Annotated in this window: 14 protein-coding genes; 13 read left to right on the forward strand and 1 reads right to left on the reverse strand. The window is 69.8% G+C overall.

What is annotated here, in order from left to right:
• Positions 1–106 precede the first annotated feature (106 nt).
• On the forward strand, positions 107–997 hold the full coding sequence (locus tag ABD371_RS29010) for a PaaX family transcriptional regulator C-terminal domain-containing protein (RefSeq protein ID WP_344483296.1): 891 nt from the start codon (positions 107–109) through the stop codon (positions 995–997).
• A 130-nt stretch (positions 998–1,127) separates the two neighbouring features.
• A complete protein-coding gene (locus ABD371_RS29015; protein ID WP_190125829.1) occupies positions 1,128–1,430 on the forward strand; it encodes a hypothetical protein in 303 nt (100 codons plus the stop codon).
• A gap of 97 nt (positions 1,431–1,527) precedes the next feature.
• On the opposite strand, the gene ABD371_RS29020 is transcribed toward ABD371_RS29015, so the two are convergent.
• The gene (locus ABD371_RS29020) at positions 1,528–2,421 is read right to left on the reverse strand and encodes a C40 family peptidase (RefSeq protein WP_344483301.1); all 894 of its coding nucleotides are present in this window, start codon (positions 2,419–2,421) and stop codon (positions 1,528–1,530) included.
• An 892-nt stretch (positions 2,422–3,313) separates the two neighbouring features.
• Here ABD371_RS29020 and ABD371_RS29025 point away from each other — a divergent pair.
• From ABD371_RS29025 to nuoK, 11 genes are read left to right on the forward strand one after another with little or no spacing between them, the layout of a single operon-like run.
• Entirely contained in the window at positions 3,314–3,673 is a 360-nt protein-coding gene (locus tag ABD371_RS29025) for an NADH-quinone oxidoreductase subunit A (protein WP_003956195.1), read from the forward strand.
• Between the two features lie 14 nt (positions 3,674–3,687).
• Entirely contained in the window at positions 3,688–4,242 is a 555-nt protein-coding gene (locus tag ABD371_RS29030; RefSeq protein WP_344483305.1) for a NuoB/complex I 20 kDa subunit family protein, read from the forward strand.
• Entirely contained in the window at positions 4,239–5,006 is a 768-nt protein-coding gene (locus ABD371_RS29035) for an NADH-quinone oxidoreductase subunit C (protein WP_344483308.1), read from the forward strand. Before ABD371_RS29030 ends, ABD371_RS29035 begins: the two co-directional genes overlap by 4 nt.
• Positions 5,006–6,361 (forward strand): NADH-quinone oxidoreductase subunit D, encoded by a 1,356-nt coding sequence (locus tag ABD371_RS29040; RefSeq protein ID WP_344483311.1) that lies wholly within the window; start codon positions 5,006–5,008, stop codon positions 6,359–6,361. Before ABD371_RS29035 ends, ABD371_RS29040 begins: the two co-directional genes overlap by 1 nt.
• Positions 6,358–7,203, forward strand: coding sequence for an NADH-quinone oxidoreductase subunit NuoE (nuoE, locus tag ABD371_RS29045; protein WP_344483314.1), 846 nt, complete (start codon positions 6,358–6,360; stop codon positions 7,201–7,203). Before ABD371_RS29040 ends, nuoE begins: the two co-directional genes overlap by 4 nt.
• The gene (gene nuoF / locus ABD371_RS29050; RefSeq protein ID WP_344483318.1) at positions 7,203–8,579 is read left to right on the forward strand and encodes an NADH-quinone oxidoreductase subunit NuoF; all 1,377 of its coding nucleotides are present in this window, start codon (positions 7,203–7,205) and stop codon (positions 8,577–8,579) included. The genes nuoE and nuoF overlap by 1 nt, the downstream gene beginning before the upstream one ends.
• Complete coding sequence (locus ABD371_RS29055) at positions 8,576–11,086, forward strand: NADH-quinone oxidoreductase subunit G (protein ID WP_344483321.1); 2,511 nt, start codon at positions 8,576–8,578, stop codon at positions 11,084–11,086. The genes nuoF and ABD371_RS29055 overlap by 4 nt, the downstream gene beginning before the upstream one ends.
• Positions 11,083–12,474 carry an NADH-quinone oxidoreductase subunit NuoH gene (gene nuoH / locus ABD371_RS29060; protein ID WP_344483324.1) on the forward strand — a complete coding sequence of 464 codons (1,392 nt, stop codon included), beginning with the start codon at positions 11,083–11,085 and terminating at the stop codon, positions 12,472–12,474. Before ABD371_RS29055 ends, nuoH begins: the two co-directional genes overlap by 4 nt.
• Positions 12,437–13,054 (forward strand): NADH-quinone oxidoreductase subunit NuoI, encoded by a 618-nt coding sequence (gene nuoI, locus ABD371_RS29065; RefSeq protein ID WP_344483327.1) that lies wholly within the window; start codon positions 12,437–12,439, stop codon positions 13,052–13,054. The genes nuoH and nuoI overlap by 38 nt, the downstream gene beginning before the upstream one ends.
• Positions 13,051–13,968: an NADH-quinone oxidoreductase subunit J gene (locus ABD371_RS29070; RefSeq protein ID WP_344483332.1), complete on the forward strand. Its 918-nt coding sequence runs from the start codon at positions 13,051–13,053 to the stop codon at positions 13,966–13,968. Before nuoI ends, ABD371_RS29070 begins: the two co-directional genes overlap by 4 nt.
• On the forward strand, positions 13,965–14,264 hold the full coding sequence (nuoK, locus tag ABD371_RS29075) for an NADH-quinone oxidoreductase subunit NuoK (protein ID WP_190125818.1): 300 nt from the start codon (positions 13,965–13,967) through the stop codon (positions 14,262–14,264). Before ABD371_RS29070 ends, nuoK begins: the two co-directional genes overlap by 4 nt.
• Positions 14,265–14,270: the final 6 nt, after the last annotated feature.

Raw genomic sequence — 14,270 nt, forward strand, 5'->3', positions numbered from 1 at the left:
GCCCGTCCGGGGCGGCCGGCGCTGGAACCGGGCCGTCCGGAGGTCCAGACTGGAGGGGATCGCAGCTCGTCCCCCTGTTCCCGGCCTGTGCGAGGCACCCCAGACCATGACTACCGGTCCCCACGAAGTCCTGCCGCCCGTCCATGTCTCCACCAGGGACCTCGTCGAGGCGCTGATCCGCGAGGACCACACGGTCGACGCCGGAGAGCTGTACGAGGCCGCCCCCCTGCTGGGCATGACCGACCAGCAGGTGCGGCTGTGCGTCAAACGGCTCGTCGCCGAGGGGCGCTTCAGCCACGAGGGCCGGGGGCGCCGGGCGACCCTGCGCGCGATCGGCGAGACCGAGCGCCGGCTCGAACCCGATGTGAAGTTCGTCGCCCACGCGATCCGGCAGGACGCCGGACTGGAGCCCTGGGACGGCCATTGGCACCTGGTCGCCTTCGCCGTGCCCGAGACCTCCCGGGCGGCCCGCGACGCGCTGCGCACCGCGCTCGTCCGGCTCGGCGGCGCGCCCCTCCAGGGCGGGCTCTATGTCAGCCCCCACGCCTGGGAGCCCTATGTCGAGGAATACGCCGACTCGCTGGGACTCCTCGGCCATCTCACCTTTCTCACCACCACCGACCTCCGCCGGGGCGGCGAGAGCGACCCGGCGGCCCTCGCCCGCGAGCTGTGGCCGCTGGAGGAGATCGCCGACCGCCACCGCCGTCTCGAAGCGGTCGCCCGCCCCCGGCTGGAGTGGATCCGCTCCCACCCGGAGCTGTCCGGCGCGGAGACGGTGGCCCTCGCGGTGGAACTCGCCACCGAGTTCACCCAGGCGATGGAGCCCGATCCGCTCCTGCCGCCCGAACTTCTGCCCGAGCCCTGGCCCGGCGTCGAGGCCCGCGCCCTGGTCGCCGGCTGCTGGGCCCAGCTCCGCCGCCGGGAGCGCGCCGCACGCGCCCGCGACCCCGAGCGGCAGGGCCCCCGGCTCTTCCGTCTCTACGAGTTCATGCTCTGAGCGGAACCGGCCGGATTCACACGAACCGCCCGTGTGCGCGGCGGCATGGGTGGAAACTGGTTGGGTGCGAAGGGAAGCGGACACGGGGGTGACGGAGCGGCTCCCGCGCACTCGACAGAGGGGGAAACCCGTGGACGAAGCTGAGGACCGACGGCTGCGAGCCATCGCCCCGGACATCTCGCACATCTCCGTGAGCCTGCTGCGCAGAGTGGTCGGGGCCTATCCCGAGGAGCGCATCCCCGAAGAGGCCCTCCGCACCGCCGACGAAGTCCTGGAGAACTACGGCACGGACGGCCTCAGAGTCCTCGTCATGAGCCTCACCGGCTGGGCCGCCGTGGAGATCGAGAAGGACGCCCACATGAGTGGCCGCACCCACGAAGCCCTCCTGGACGACATGGATCTGACCCGGCTGGAGGTCAATCCCGACGGCTAGGACGTCTCTTCGGGCCTTCGGGGAAACGGCCGAGGGGCCGGCGGGAGGAGTGCTCCCGCCGGCCCCTCGGCCGACTCACCGGACGGAACGGTCACGTTCAGAGAACGCGCACCGCACCCGTCGCCGGGTAGCCCGACAGATCCTGGATGACGACGCCCTTCGCGGGGTTGGCCGCGTCGAGGTACTGGCCGTTACCGATGTAGACGCCCGTGTGGTACGCGCTGCCCGCCGCGCCCCAGTAGAGGATGTCCCCGACCTGGAGGTTGGAGGTGCCGACCTGGGTGCCCGCCGTCGACTGGTCCTGCGAGACGCGGGGGAGGTCGATGTTGACCTGGCGGAAGGCCGCCTGGACCAGGCTGGAGCAGTCCCACGAGTTGGGGCCGGTGGCGCCCATCACATAGGCGTCGCCGACCTGCGCCTTGAGGAAGGCGATGACGGTGCCGACCGAGCCGGACGCGTTGGAGGAGGGCGCGGGGGTGTTCGCGCTCGAAGTGCCGCCGGAGGAGGCGGTGCTGGGCGCGTCGGCCGTGGAGGCGGAGGTCGCGGTCGTGGCGAGCGTGGTGCGCTCGGCGGTGCGGGAGGCGCGCTCGCGCTCGGCGGCGGCCTCGCGCTCCTGCTTCTGCGCCCGCTCCTCGGCGGCCTTCTTCTCCGCCTTCTCCGCCTCGGCCTTGCGCACCGCTTCGGCCTTGGCCGTCTTGGCGGCCTTGGCGGCCTTCTTCGCGGCGGCATCCTCCTGGGCCTGGAACTCCAGGTCGAAGGCGGCCTGCTGCTGGGTCTGGGCGGACGCGGCGACCGCGTCCGAGAGACCGGCGGGGGTGAACGCGGGCATCTCGATGGTCTCGGTCACCGGCTCGGCGTTCGCCGGCCCGGCGGCTCCGGCCACCGCGATCGTGCTGAGAACGCTCCCGGCGACTCCGGCCCGGATTGCCATGCCGGAGGCGCTGCGAGTCCGGGGCTTCCGGTGGCTGGGTATGTGAGCGGTGTGGGACATGGGACAACCGCTATCAGCCACACCCGGTTCCCGACAAGAAACGTGTGTTGCGCCACAGTTACGATCGGAATTTATCAATCCGCTTATTGTGGGGCTTTATTGACGCCCTAACGGGCATTTCGGGCAGTAGTGATCATGGTCGTGATCACGGTCTTTTGGGAAAAGGTCCGAATTGCCCAACGCCTACCACCGTCTCGGGTCGTTGGCCAAGCCCGTCTTCGATGGCGATACGGGGTGGTGACACAGGTCACATCTGGCTGATCCTCGACGGTCACGGGCGGTGCTCGGGGTGCTACCGGCTGATGGCCCGCCGGCCGGTCGTGGTCCGCCGTGCCCGGCCGTGCCCCGGCCGCGCTGGGTGCCGGACCGTGCCGCGAGAGTGACGGGCCGTCGCAAGATCGTGAACGGATGCACGCGCGCCCCTCTTCGCGCCGTCGCCCCGGAGCGATGGCGGAGTCCCGCCCGTCCGCCCCCGGAGCCTCCCCGGCTTCCCCCGGGCCTCCCCGGCGGGCTCCTGAGGGAGGCTCAGATGAGGTGAGGCAAGGCTTACTATCATCCGCTCCCGTCCATCGCGAATTTGCTTCATGGGCCATGTTCTTGATAGTGCACAGCCCCTTCGACCAGCGAAAACGTCGAAGAATGTCACTTCTGGTAGCCATGTGTGCGCTTCACGTACGAAGATCACCTCTCATCCGCCTTCATGATCCTCTGACGGGTGGTGGAGATCACAAGAACGGTTACCGACCCCGTGTCGCAGATCACAGACCGGCAGGCATAGGATGCGGGGCAGTCGGGCTTGTGAACTGCCTCACATGAACACGATCTTCGAGGCGGTACGGCAGACGCCCGGTGCGGTCCACTCGGTCAAGGACGACTGGAAGGAGCGAGGAGGGTGAATGCCTACGCGCCCATCCTTGTACTCGGCGCCCTCGGGGCAGGGTTTGCGATCTTCTCCGTGGTCATGGCCACGCTGATCGGCCCCAAACGGTACAACCGGGCAAAGCTGGAGGCCTACGAGTGCGGCATCGAGCCCACTCCCACGCCGGCCGGAGGCGGCCGCTTTCCCATCAAGTACTACCTGACGGCGATGCTCTTCATCGTCTTCGACATCGAGATCGTCTTCCTTTACCCCTGGGCGGTCAGCTTCGACGCCCTCGGGCTTTTCGGGCTCGTGGAGATGCTGCTCTTCGTGCTCACCGTCTTCGTCGCCTACGCCTATGTGTGGCGTCGCGGCGGGCTGGAATGGGACTGAGGGGCTGAGGGCCAATGGGACTCGAAGAGAAGCTGCCGAGCGGTTTCCTGCTGACCACGGTCGAGCAGGCCGCGGGCTGGGTGCGCAAGTCGTCCGTCTTCCCGGCCACGTTCGGGCTGGCGTGCTGCGCCATCGAGATGATGACGACCGGCGCGGGCCGCTACGACCTGGCCCGCTTCGGCATGGAAGTGTTCCGCGGCTCGCCGCGCCAGGCCGACCTGATGATCGTGGCCGGCCGGGTGAGCCAGAAGATGGCCCCGGTGCTGCGGCAGGTCTACGACCAGATGCCCAGCCCCAAGTGGGTGATCTCCATGGGGGTTTGCGCCTCCTCGGGCGGCATGTTCAACAACTACGCGATCGTCCAGGGCGTCGACCACATCGTCCCCGTGGACATCTATCTGCCCGGCTGCCCGCCGCGCCCCGAGATGCTGCTGGACGCGATCCTCAAGCTCCACCAGAAGATCCAGTCCTCCAAGCTCGGCGTCAACGCGGAGGAGGCGGCCCGTGAGGCGGAGGAAGCGGCGCTCAAGGCGCTCCCGCTGATCGAGATGAAGGGGCTGCTGCGATGAGCGACCGGCCACAGGACCGTCGGCCCGGCTCCCCGCCGGACGACCGGCCCAACCCCGAGAGGGAACTGAGCGAGCAGAACCTCCCCGGACAGCGCGGCGACCACGGTGAGGAGATCCGCGTCCAGCGCGGCATGTTCGGCGCCAACAACGGCGGCGACACCTCCGGTTACGGCGGACTGGTCCGCTCGGTGCGGCTCCCCGGCGCGGCGTCCCGGCCCTACGGCGGCTACTTCGACGAGGTCGCCGACGAACTCGAAGGCGCTCTGGAGGAGCAGGGACTCGTCCCCGAGCACGCCATCGAGAAGACGGTCGTCGACCGGGCGGAACTGACCTTCCACATCGAGCGCGAGCATCTGCTCCAGGTCGCCCGCACCCTGCGCGACGACCCCGCCCTGCGCTTCGAACTCTGCACCGGGGTCAGCGCCGTCCACTACCCCGAGGACAAGGGCCGCGAGCTGCACGCCGTCTACCATCTGCGCTCGCTCACCCACGGCCGGCTGATCCGCGTCGAGGTGTCCGCCCCGGACCGCGACCCGCACATCCCCTCGCTGGTCACCGTCTACCCGACCAACGACTGGCACGAGCGCGAGGCCTACGACTTCTTCGGCCTGATCTTCGACGGCCACCCCGCCCTCACCCGGATCATGATGCCGGACGACTGGCAGGGCTTCCCGCAGCGCAAGGACTATCCGCTCGGCGGCATCGCCGTCGAGTACAAGGGCGCCCAGATCCCGGCTCCGGACCAGCGGAGGTCGTACAGCTGATGACCACATCCCACGCCCACCCCCCGGCGAGCCCCGCCGCCACCCCGGGCGCCCCCCGCGAAACCACCGAAGGACCCGTCTACACGGTCACCGGCGGCGACTGGGACGAGGTCGTCCAGGCGGCGGCCAAGACCGACGACGAGCGCATCGTCGTCAACATGGGCCCCCAGCACCCCTCCACCCACGGGGTGCTCCGGCTGATCCTGGAGATCGACGGCGAGACGGTCACCGAGGCCCGCTGCGGCATCGGCTACCTCCACACCGGCATCGAGAAGAACCTCGAATACCGCACCTGGACCCAGGGCACCACCTTCGTCACGCGCATGGACTACCTCACGCCCTTCTTCAACGAGGCGGCCTACTGTCTGGGCGTCGAGAAACTCCTCGGCATCGAGGACCAGATCCCCGACCGCGCGACCGTCATCCGCGTCCTGCTGATGGAGCTCAACCGGCTCTCCTCCCATCTGGTGTGCATCGCCACCGGCGGGATGGAACTCGGCGCGACCACGATCATGATCTACGGCTTCCGCGACCGGGAACTCGTCCTCGACCTCTACGAACTCATCACCGGCCTGCGGATGAACCACGCGTACATCCGCCCCGGCGGCCTCGCCCAGGACCTGCCCCCCGGCGCGGTGGACCGGCTCCGCGAGTTCCTCAGGACGATGAAGCAGAACCTGCCGGAGTACGACAAGCTCGCCACCGGCAACCCCATCTTCAAGGCCCGTATGCAGGACATCGGCTATCTCGACCTGGCCGGCTGCATGGCGCTGGGAGCCACCGGCCCCGTCCTGCGCTCCGCCGGACTCGCCCACGACCTGCGCAAGACCGACCCGTACTGCGGCTACGAGACCTACGACTTCGACGTCCCGACCGCCGACACCTGCGACTCCTACGGCCGCTTCCTGATCCGGCTGGAAGAGATGCGGCAGTCGCTGCGGATCATCGAGCAGTGCATCGAGCGCCTGGAGCCCGGCCCGGTCATGGTCGGCGACAAGAAGATCGCCTGGCCCGCCCAGCTCGCGCTCGGCCCGGACGGACTCGGCAACTCCCTCGACCACATCAAGAAGATCATGGGCACCTCCATGGAGGCCCTGATCCACCACTTCAAACTCGTCACCGAGGGCTTCCGGGTCCCCGCCGGACAGGTCTACGCGGCCGTCGAGTCCCCCAAGGGCGAACTCGGCGCGCACATCGTCTCCGACGGCTCCACCCGCCCCTACCGGGTCCATTTCCGGGACCCGTCCTTCACCAACCTTCAGGCCATGGCGGCCATGTGCGAAGGCGGCCAGGTCGCCGACGTCATCGTCGCCGTCGCGTCCATCGACCCCGTGATGGGAGGCGTCGACCGATGACGGCCCAGTCGCCCAACCAGGAGGTACAGCTGGGGATGCCCCAGCTGCCCGCCCCCGACTACCCGGCCGATGTGCGCGCCGCGCTGGAGGCGGACGCCAAGGAGATCATCTCCCGCTACCCCGACTCGCGCTCCGCGCTGCTCCCGCTGCTCCACCTGGTGCAGTCGCACGAGGGCCATGTCTCCCGCACCGGCATGCGCTTCTGCGCGGAGATCCTCGAACTCACCACCGCCGAGGTCACCGCGGTCGCCACCTTCTACACCATGTACCGCCGCAAACCCTCCGGGGACTACCAGGTCGGCGTCTGCACCAACACCCTCTGCGCGGTGATGGGCGGCGACGCCATCTTCGAGGACCTCAAGGAACACCTCGGCGTCGGCAACAACGAGACCACCGAGGACGGCAAGGTCACGCTGGAGCACATCGAGTGCAACGCGGCCTGCGACTTCGCCCCGGTGGTGATGGTGAACTGGGAGTTCTTCGACAACCAGACACCCGAGAGCGCCCGCCGGCTCGTCGACGACCTGCGCGCCGGCCGGCCGGTGGAGCCCACCAGGGGCGCGCCCCTGTGCACCTACAAGGAGACCGCGCGCATCCTCGCCGGCTTCCCCGACGAGCGCCCCGGCGCGGTCGCGGCCACCGGCGGCGCGGGCCACGCCTCGCTGATCGGACTGCGCCTGGCCAAGGGCGAGTCCGTCCCCGCCCGGGTGGTCTCCCCCCGCGCCGGGACCCCCGAGGACCGCCGCCCGGCGAACCCCGCCGGGACCGCGGACACCACGCAGTCGACATCGGACTCCGGCCCCCGGCACCCGTCCGGACCGGTCACCGAGGAGGGGGAGTGATGGCCGTGTCCACCGAATACGGAGGCACCGCCCGGCCCGGGTCCGGCGGGGAGAACAGCCCCGAGAAACTCCTCACACCGGTCCTCTCCGCCTTCTGGGACGAGGAGGAGTCCTGGACGCTGAAGACCTATCAGCGCCACGAGGGCTACCAGGGCCTGCGCAAGGCGCTCGCCATGTCCCCGGACGACCTCATCGCCTACGTCAAGGACTCGGGCCTCCGCGGCCGGGGCGGCGCGGGCTTCCCCACCGGGATGAAATGGCAGTTCATCCCGCAGGGAGACGGCAAGCCGCACTATCTTGTTGTCAACGCCGACGAGTCGGAGCCCGGGACCTGCAAGGACATCCCGCTCCTCTTCGCCAACCCGCATTCCCTCATCGAGGGGATGATCATCGCCTGCTACGCGATCCGCTCGAACCACGCCTTCATCTATCTCCGCGGTGAGGTCGTCCCCGTACTGCGCAGGCTCCACGAAGCCGTGCGGGAGGCGTACGAGGCGGGATACCTCGGCAAGGACGTCCTCGGCAGCGGAATCGACCTCGACATCACGGTGCACGCGGGCGCGGGCGCGTACATCTGCGGCGAGGAGACCGCACTGCTGGACTCACTGGAAGGACGGCGCGGCCAGCCCCGGCTGCGACCCCCCTTCCCCGCGGTCGCCGGTCTGTACGCGTGCCCCACTGTCGTGAACAACGTCGAGTCCATCGCCTCGGTTCCCGCGATCCTCAACCGCGGGAAAGACTGGTTCACATCCATGGGCAGCGAGAAGTCCGCGGGCTTCACGCTCTACTCGCTCAGCGGCCATGTCGCCGGCCCCGGCCAGTACGAGGCCCCCCTCGGGATCACCCTGCGCCAGCTCCTCGACATGAGCGGCGGCATGCGACCCGGCCACCGCCTCAAGTTCTGGACCCCCGGCGGCTCCTCCACCCCGCTGCTCACCGAGGAACACCTCGATGTGCCCCTCGACTACGAGGGCGTCGCCGCCGCCGGCTCCATGCTCGGCACCAAGGCGCTCCAGTGCTTCGACGAGACCACCTGCGTGGTGCGGGCCGTCACCCGCTGGACCGAGTTCTACGCCCATGAGTCCTGCGGCAAGTGCACCCCCTGCCGCGAGGGCACGTACTGGCTGGTCCAGCTGCTCCGCGACATCGAGGCCGGCAACGGCGTCATGTCCGACCTCGACAAGCTGAACGACATCGCCGACAACATCAACGGCAAGTCGTTCTGCGCCCTCGGCGACGGCGCGGCATCCCCCATCTTCTCCTCGCTCCAGTACTTCCGCGAGGAGTACGAACAGCACATCACCGGCTCCGGCTGCCCCTTCGACCCGGCCAAGTCGACCGCTTGGGCCGATCACCGTACGGAGGTGAACGCATGACTGTGACCACGAGCGCTCCCTCCGGGGGCGGGGAGGCGGCGCTGCCGCCCGAGGACCTCGTCACACTGACCATCGACGGCGCCGAGATCAGCGTCCCCAAGGGGACCCTCGTCATCCGCGCCGCCGAACTCCTCGGCATCGAGATCCCCCGGTTCTGCGACCACCCCCTCCTCGATCCCGTCGGCGCGTGCCGGCAGTGCATCGTGGAGGTCGAGGGCCAGCGCAAGCCGATGGCCTCCTGCACCATCACCTGCACCGACGGCATGGTCGTCAAGTCGCAGCTCAGCTCGCCCGTCGCCGAGAAGGCGCAGAAGGGCGTGATGGAGCTGCTGCTGATCAACCATCCGCTCGACTGTCCCGTCTGCGACAAGGGCGGCGAGTGCCCGCTCCAGAACCAGGCGATGTCCCACGGCGACGCCGACTCCCGCTTCGAAGGGAAGAAGCGCACCTACGAGAAGCCGGTGCCGATCTCCACCCAGGTGCTGCTCGACCGCGAGCGGTGCGTGCTCTGCGCCCGCTGCACCCGCTTCTCCAACCAGGTCGCGGGCGACCCGATGATCGAACTGGTCGAGCGGGGCGCGCTCCAGCAGGTCGGCACCGGCGAGGGCGACCCCTTCGAGTCGTACTTCTCCGGAAACACCATCCAGATCTGCCCGGTCGGCGCGCTGACCTCGGCCGCGTACCGCTTCCGCTCCCGCCCCTTCGACCTGGTCTCCACGCCCAGCGTCTGCGAGCACTGCTCCGGCGGCTGCGCCACCCGCACCGACCACCGGCGCGGCAAGGTCATGCGGCGGCTCGCCGCCGACGACCCCGAGGTCAACGAGGAGTGGATCTGCGACAAGGGGCGGTTCGGATTCCGCTACGCCCAGCAGCGCGACCGGCTGACCACCCCGCTGATCCGTGACGCGGACGGGGTGCTCCAGCCCGCCGGCTGGCCCGAGGCGCTCGCCGCCGCCGCGGCCGGACTCGGCGCGGCGCGCGGCCGGGCCGGGGTCCTCGCGGGCGGCCGGCTCACCGTCGAGGACTCCTACGCGTACGCCAAGTTCGCCCGGGTCGCCCTCGACACCAACGACGTCGACTTCCGCGCCCGCGTCCACTCCTCCGAGGAGGCCGACTTCCTGGCCGCCGAGGTCGCGGGCCGGGGCCGGGACCTGTCCGGGGACGGCGTCACCAACGCGGTGCTGGAGCGGGCCCCCGCCGTGCTCCTGGCCGGCTTCGAGGCCGAGGAGGAGGCCCCCGGGGTCTTCCTCCGGCTCCGCAAGGCCCACCGCAAGCACGGCCAGCGCACCTTCGCGCTCGCCACCCACGCCACCCGGGGCCTGGCCAAGGCGGGCGGCACCCTGCTCCCCACCGCGCCCGGCACCGAGACCGAGTGGCTGGACGCGCTCGCCGCCGACGACGGACTCGACGGCGACGGAGCGGACGCCGCGACCGCGCTGCGCACCGAGGGCGCGGTCATCGTCGTCGGCGAACGGCTCGCGGGCGTCCCCGGCGGGCTCACCGCCGCCGTCCGCACCGCGACCGCCACCGGCGCCCGGCTGGTGTGGATCCCGCGCCGGGCCGGGGAGCGCGGCGCGGTCGAGGCCGGCGCGATCCCCTCGCTGCTGCCCGGCGGCCGGCCCGCCACCGACCCCCGCGCCCGCGAGGAGACCGCCGAGGCCTGGCGCGTACGGGAACTCCCGCACCGCTACGGCCGCGACACCGACCGGATCATCGACGCGGCGGCCACCGGCGAACTCGCCGCACTGCTCGTCGCGGGCGTCGAGATCGCGGATCTGCCCGACCCGGCCCGCGCCCGCGAGGCGCTGGACGAGGTCGGCTTCCTGGTCTCCCTGGAGCTGCGGCCCAGCGAGGTCACCGACCGCGCCGACGTCGTCTTCCCGGTGGCGGCCGTCGCCGAGAAACCCGGCACCTTCCTCAACTGGGAGGGCCGCGCGCGGATGTTCGAGGCCGCGCTCAAGCCCGAGCAGATGACCCGTACGCTCGCCCCGGCCGACGCCCGCGTCCTGCACATGATCGCGGACGAGATGGACATCCCCTTCGGACTGCCCGATCTCACCTCCGTACGGCGTGAGCTGGACCGGCTCGGCGTCTGGCGCGGCCCCCGGGCCGGCGGACCGATGGAGTCCGCCGAACCGCTGCCGTCCGCGGGCGAGGGCGAGGCGGTCCTCGCCGGACACCGGCTCCTGCTCGACCAGGGGCTGCTCCAGCGCGGTGACGCGGCTCTGGCGGGCACCCGTCACGAGGCCGTCGCCCGGCTGTCGCCCGCCACGGCCGCCGAGACCGGCGTCAAGGACGGCGACGAACTCTCCGTCACCGGCCCCGCCGGGACCGTACGACTCCCCCTGAAGGTCACCGAGATGCCCGACCGGGTCGTCTGGCTGCCGCTCAACTCCACCGGCGGCGGCGTCGGCGACGACACCGGGGCCCGCCCCGGCCGGCTGGTCCGCATCGGCGCGACCCCCGCCGCCCCGGACGCGATCGAGTCGCCGGAGGTGGGCGCATGATCGCCGCGGCCCCCCTCGCCGAGATGCAGCTCCTCGCCGCCGAGGACCTCTCGCTCTTCGGGCGCGACCCCTGGTGGCTCGTCGCCCTCAAGGCCGTGTTCTGCTTCGCCTTCCTGATGGTGACGGTGCTCTTCTCCATCGTCTGGGAGCGCAAGGTCGTCGCCTGGATGCAGCTGCGCATCGGCCCGAACCGGCACGGCCCCTGGGGCCTCCTCCAGTCCCTCGCGGACGGCGTCAAGCTGATGCTGAAGGAGGATGTGATCGTCAAGCGGGCGGACAAGGTCGTCTACATCCTCGCCCCGATCATCGCCGCGATCCCCGCCTTCATGGCGATCGCCGTCATCCCCTTCGGCCCTTCGGACAACCAGGTCTCGATCTTCGGCCAGCGCACCACGATGCAGCTCACCGATCTGCCGATCGCGATGCTCTACGTCCTCGCGGTCGCCTCGGTCGGCATCTACGGCCTGGTGCTCGCGGGCTGGTCCTCGGGCTCGACGTACCCGCTGCTCGGCGGATTGCGCTCGGCGGCGCAGATGATCTCGTACGAGATCGCCATGGGCGCGGCCTTCGCCTCCGTCTTCCTCTACGCGGGCTCGATGTCGACCTCGGCGATCGTGGAGGCGCAGGCGGACCGCTGGTACATCGTCCTGCTGCCGGTCTCCTTCATCATCTACATCATCACGATGGTCGGAGAGACCAACCGGGCCCCGTTCGACATGCCGGAGTCCGAGGGCGACCTGGTCGGCGGCTTCAACACCGAGTACAGCTCGATCAAGTTCGCGCTGTTCATGCTGGCCGAGTACGTCAACATGGTCACCGTCTCCGCCGTCTCGGTCACCCTCTTCCTGGGCGGCTGGCGGGCCCCGTACCCCATCTCCACCTTCTGGGAGGGCGCCAACCAGGGCTGGTGGCCGATGCTCTGGTTCGTCATCAAGGTCCAGCTGCTGCTGTTCTTCTTCATCTGGCTGCGCGGCACCCTGCCCCGGGTCCGCTACGACCAGCTGATGAAGCTCGGCTGGAAGGTGCTCATCCCGGTCTCGCTGGTCTGGCTGATGCTGGTCGCGACCGTGCGGGCGCTGCGGAACGAGAACTACGACTTCCAGTCGATCCTGCTCTATGTCGGCGGCGCGGTCATCGCCGTACTGCTCTTGACCTTCGTCGCGGACATGTTCCGCGGCAAGAAGGAACAGGCGGCCGAGGCGGCGAAACCGCCGCCCCCCGCCTTCGACCCGATGGCGGGCGGATTCCCGGTGCCACCGCTGCCCGGACAGACCCTGCCACCCGTGCCGCGCAGGCGTCCGCGCCGTGAGCGCGAGCTGATTGTCAGTGGTGGGTCCGACACTGTGAGTGATGGCCCTCGTGACGGAAAGGAGGCTGACGGTGTCTGAGGATTCGGAAAGCACGTTCCAGAACCCGGTCGCAGGCTTCGGCGTGACCTTCAAGGCCATGTTCAAGAAGCGGCTGACCGAGCAGTACCCCGAGCAGGAGAAGGTCACAGCGCCGCGCTTTCACGGCCGCCACCAGCTCAACCGTCATCCGGACGGGCTGGAGAAGTGCGTGGGGTGCGAGCTGTGCGCCTGGGCCTGCCCGGCCGACGCCATTTATGTCGAGGGCGCGGACAACACCGAGGAAGAGCGGTACTCCCCGGGCGAGCGGTACGGCCGCGTCTACCAGATCAATTACGCGCGCTGCATCCTCTGCGGACTCTGCATCGAGGCCTGCCCCACCCGGGCGCTGACGATGACCAATGAGTTCGAGCTGGCCGACAGCTCCCGCGAGAACCTCATCTACACCAAGGAGCAGCTGCTCGCCGGTCTGGAAGAGACCATGGTCGACTCGCCGCACGCCATCTACCCCGGCATGGACGAGTCCGACTACTACCGGGGGCTGGTCACCGAGGCCGCGCCCGGCACCGTCCAGCAGACCCCCCGCTCCAAGGAGGAGAAGGACGAGGAGGTGGACGCATGACCGGCCTGAGCGGGCTGAACACCCTGGCGGCGACCACCACTTCGACCGGTGAGGCCGTCCAGTTCTGGGTGCTCGGCACCGTCGCCGTGATCGGCGCGCTCTGTACGATTCTGATGAGGCGGGCCGTGCACAGCGCCCTCTGCCTCGCCGGAACCATGATCATCCTGGCGGTCTTCTACCTCGCCAACGGCGCGTACTTCCTCGGCGTCGTCCAGATCGTCGTCTACACCGGCGCGATCATGATGCTGTTCCTCTTCGTGGTCATGCTCGTCGGCGTCACCGCCGCCGACTCCCTGAAGGAGACGCTCAAGGGGCAGCGCTGGCTCGCGGCGCTCTGCGGACTCGGCTTCGGCGTGCTGCTGATCACCGGCATCGGGCATGCGTCGCTGTCGACCTTCAACGGTCTTGGGGCCGCGAACACCGCCCACGGCGGCAATGTCGAAGGGCTCGCCGCCCTCCTCTTCACCAAGTACGTCTTCGCCTTCGAGATCACCGGCGCGCTGCTGATCACGGCGGCCGTCGGCGCGATGGTCCTCACCCACAAGGAGCGCACCGAGCGGTCCCTGACCCAGCGGGAGATGGCCGAGCGGCGGGTCCGTGAGGGCAAGCAGCTCCCGCCGCTGCCCGCCCCCGGCGTCTACGCCCGGCACAACGCGGTGGACATCCCCGGTCTGCTGCCGGACGGCACCCCCTCCGAGCTGACCGTGATCAGCACCCTGCGGGAGCGCGGCCAGATCCGCGATGTGTCGGCCAAGGCGCTGAGCGATCTCAAGGCGCTGGAGCAGCGCTCGGAGGACCGGCTCGGACGCCACGGCTCCACCAGCTCCACCACCGGCCCCGTCACCGGCTCCACCACCGGCTCCACCGGCGACCGTGCGGACCGGGACCGGGACGAAGAGGAGGCCACCCGGTGAATCCGGTCAACTACCTGTATCTGGCGGCGCTGCTCTTCACCATCGGCGCGGCCGGAGTACTGATCCGGCGGAACGCGATCGTCGTGTTCATGTGCATCGAGCTGATGCTCAACGCCTGCAATCTGACGCTCGTCGCCTTCTCCCGGATGCACGGAAACCTCGACGGCCAGATCATCGCCTTCTTCGTGATGGTGGTCGCCGCCGCCGAAGTCGTGGTCGGGCTCGCGATCATCGTGTCCCTGTTCCGTTCCCGCCACTCGGCCTCGGTCGACGACGCCAGCCTGATGAAGCTGTGAGGGGCT

This window comes from Streptomyces amakusaensis, from assembly GCF_039532665.1.
Lineage (GTDB): Bacteria > Actinomycetota > Actinomycetes > Streptomycetales > Streptomycetaceae > Streptomyces > Streptomyces amakusaensis.

Coding starts and splice junctions, on each gene's coding strand:
- ABD371_RS29010 (WP_344483296.1), top strand. CDS start 107: ATGACTACCGGTCCCCACGAAGTCCTGCCGCCCGTCCATGTCTCCACC.
- ABD371_RS29020 (WP_344483301.1), bottom strand. CDS start 2,421: ATGTCCCACACCGCTCACATACCCAGCCACCGGAAGCCCCGGACTCGC.
- ABD371_RS29030 (WP_344483305.1), top strand. CDS start 3,688: ATGGGACTCGAAGAGAAGCTGCCGAGCGGTTTCCTGCTGACCACGGTC.
- ABD371_RS29035 (WP_344483308.1), top strand. CDS start 4,239: ATGAGCGACCGGCCACAGGACCGTCGGCCCGGCTCCCCGCCGGACGAC.
- ABD371_RS29040 (WP_344483311.1), top strand. CDS start 5,006: ATGACCACATCCCACGCCCACCCCCCGGCGAGCCCCGCCGCCACCCCG.
- nuoE (WP_344483314.1), top strand. CDS start 6,358: ATGACGGCCCAGTCGCCCAACCAGGAGGTACAGCTGGGGATGCCCCAG.
- nuoF (WP_344483318.1), top strand. CDS start 7,203: ATGGCCGTGTCCACCGAATACGGAGGCACCGCCCGGCCCGGGTCCGGC.
- ABD371_RS29055 (WP_344483321.1), top strand. CDS start 8,576: ATGACTGTGACCACGAGCGCTCCCTCCGGGGGCGGGGAGGCGGCGCTG.
- nuoH (WP_344483324.1), top strand. CDS start 11,083: ATGATCGCCGCGGCCCCCCTCGCCGAGATGCAGCTCCTCGCCGCCGAG.
- nuoI (WP_344483327.1), top strand. CDS start 12,437: ATGGCCCTCGTGACGGAAAGGAGGCTGACGGTGTCTGAGGATTCGGAA.
- ABD371_RS29070 (WP_344483332.1), top strand. CDS start 13,051: ATGACCGGCCTGAGCGGGCTGAACACCCTGGCGGCGACCACCACTTCG.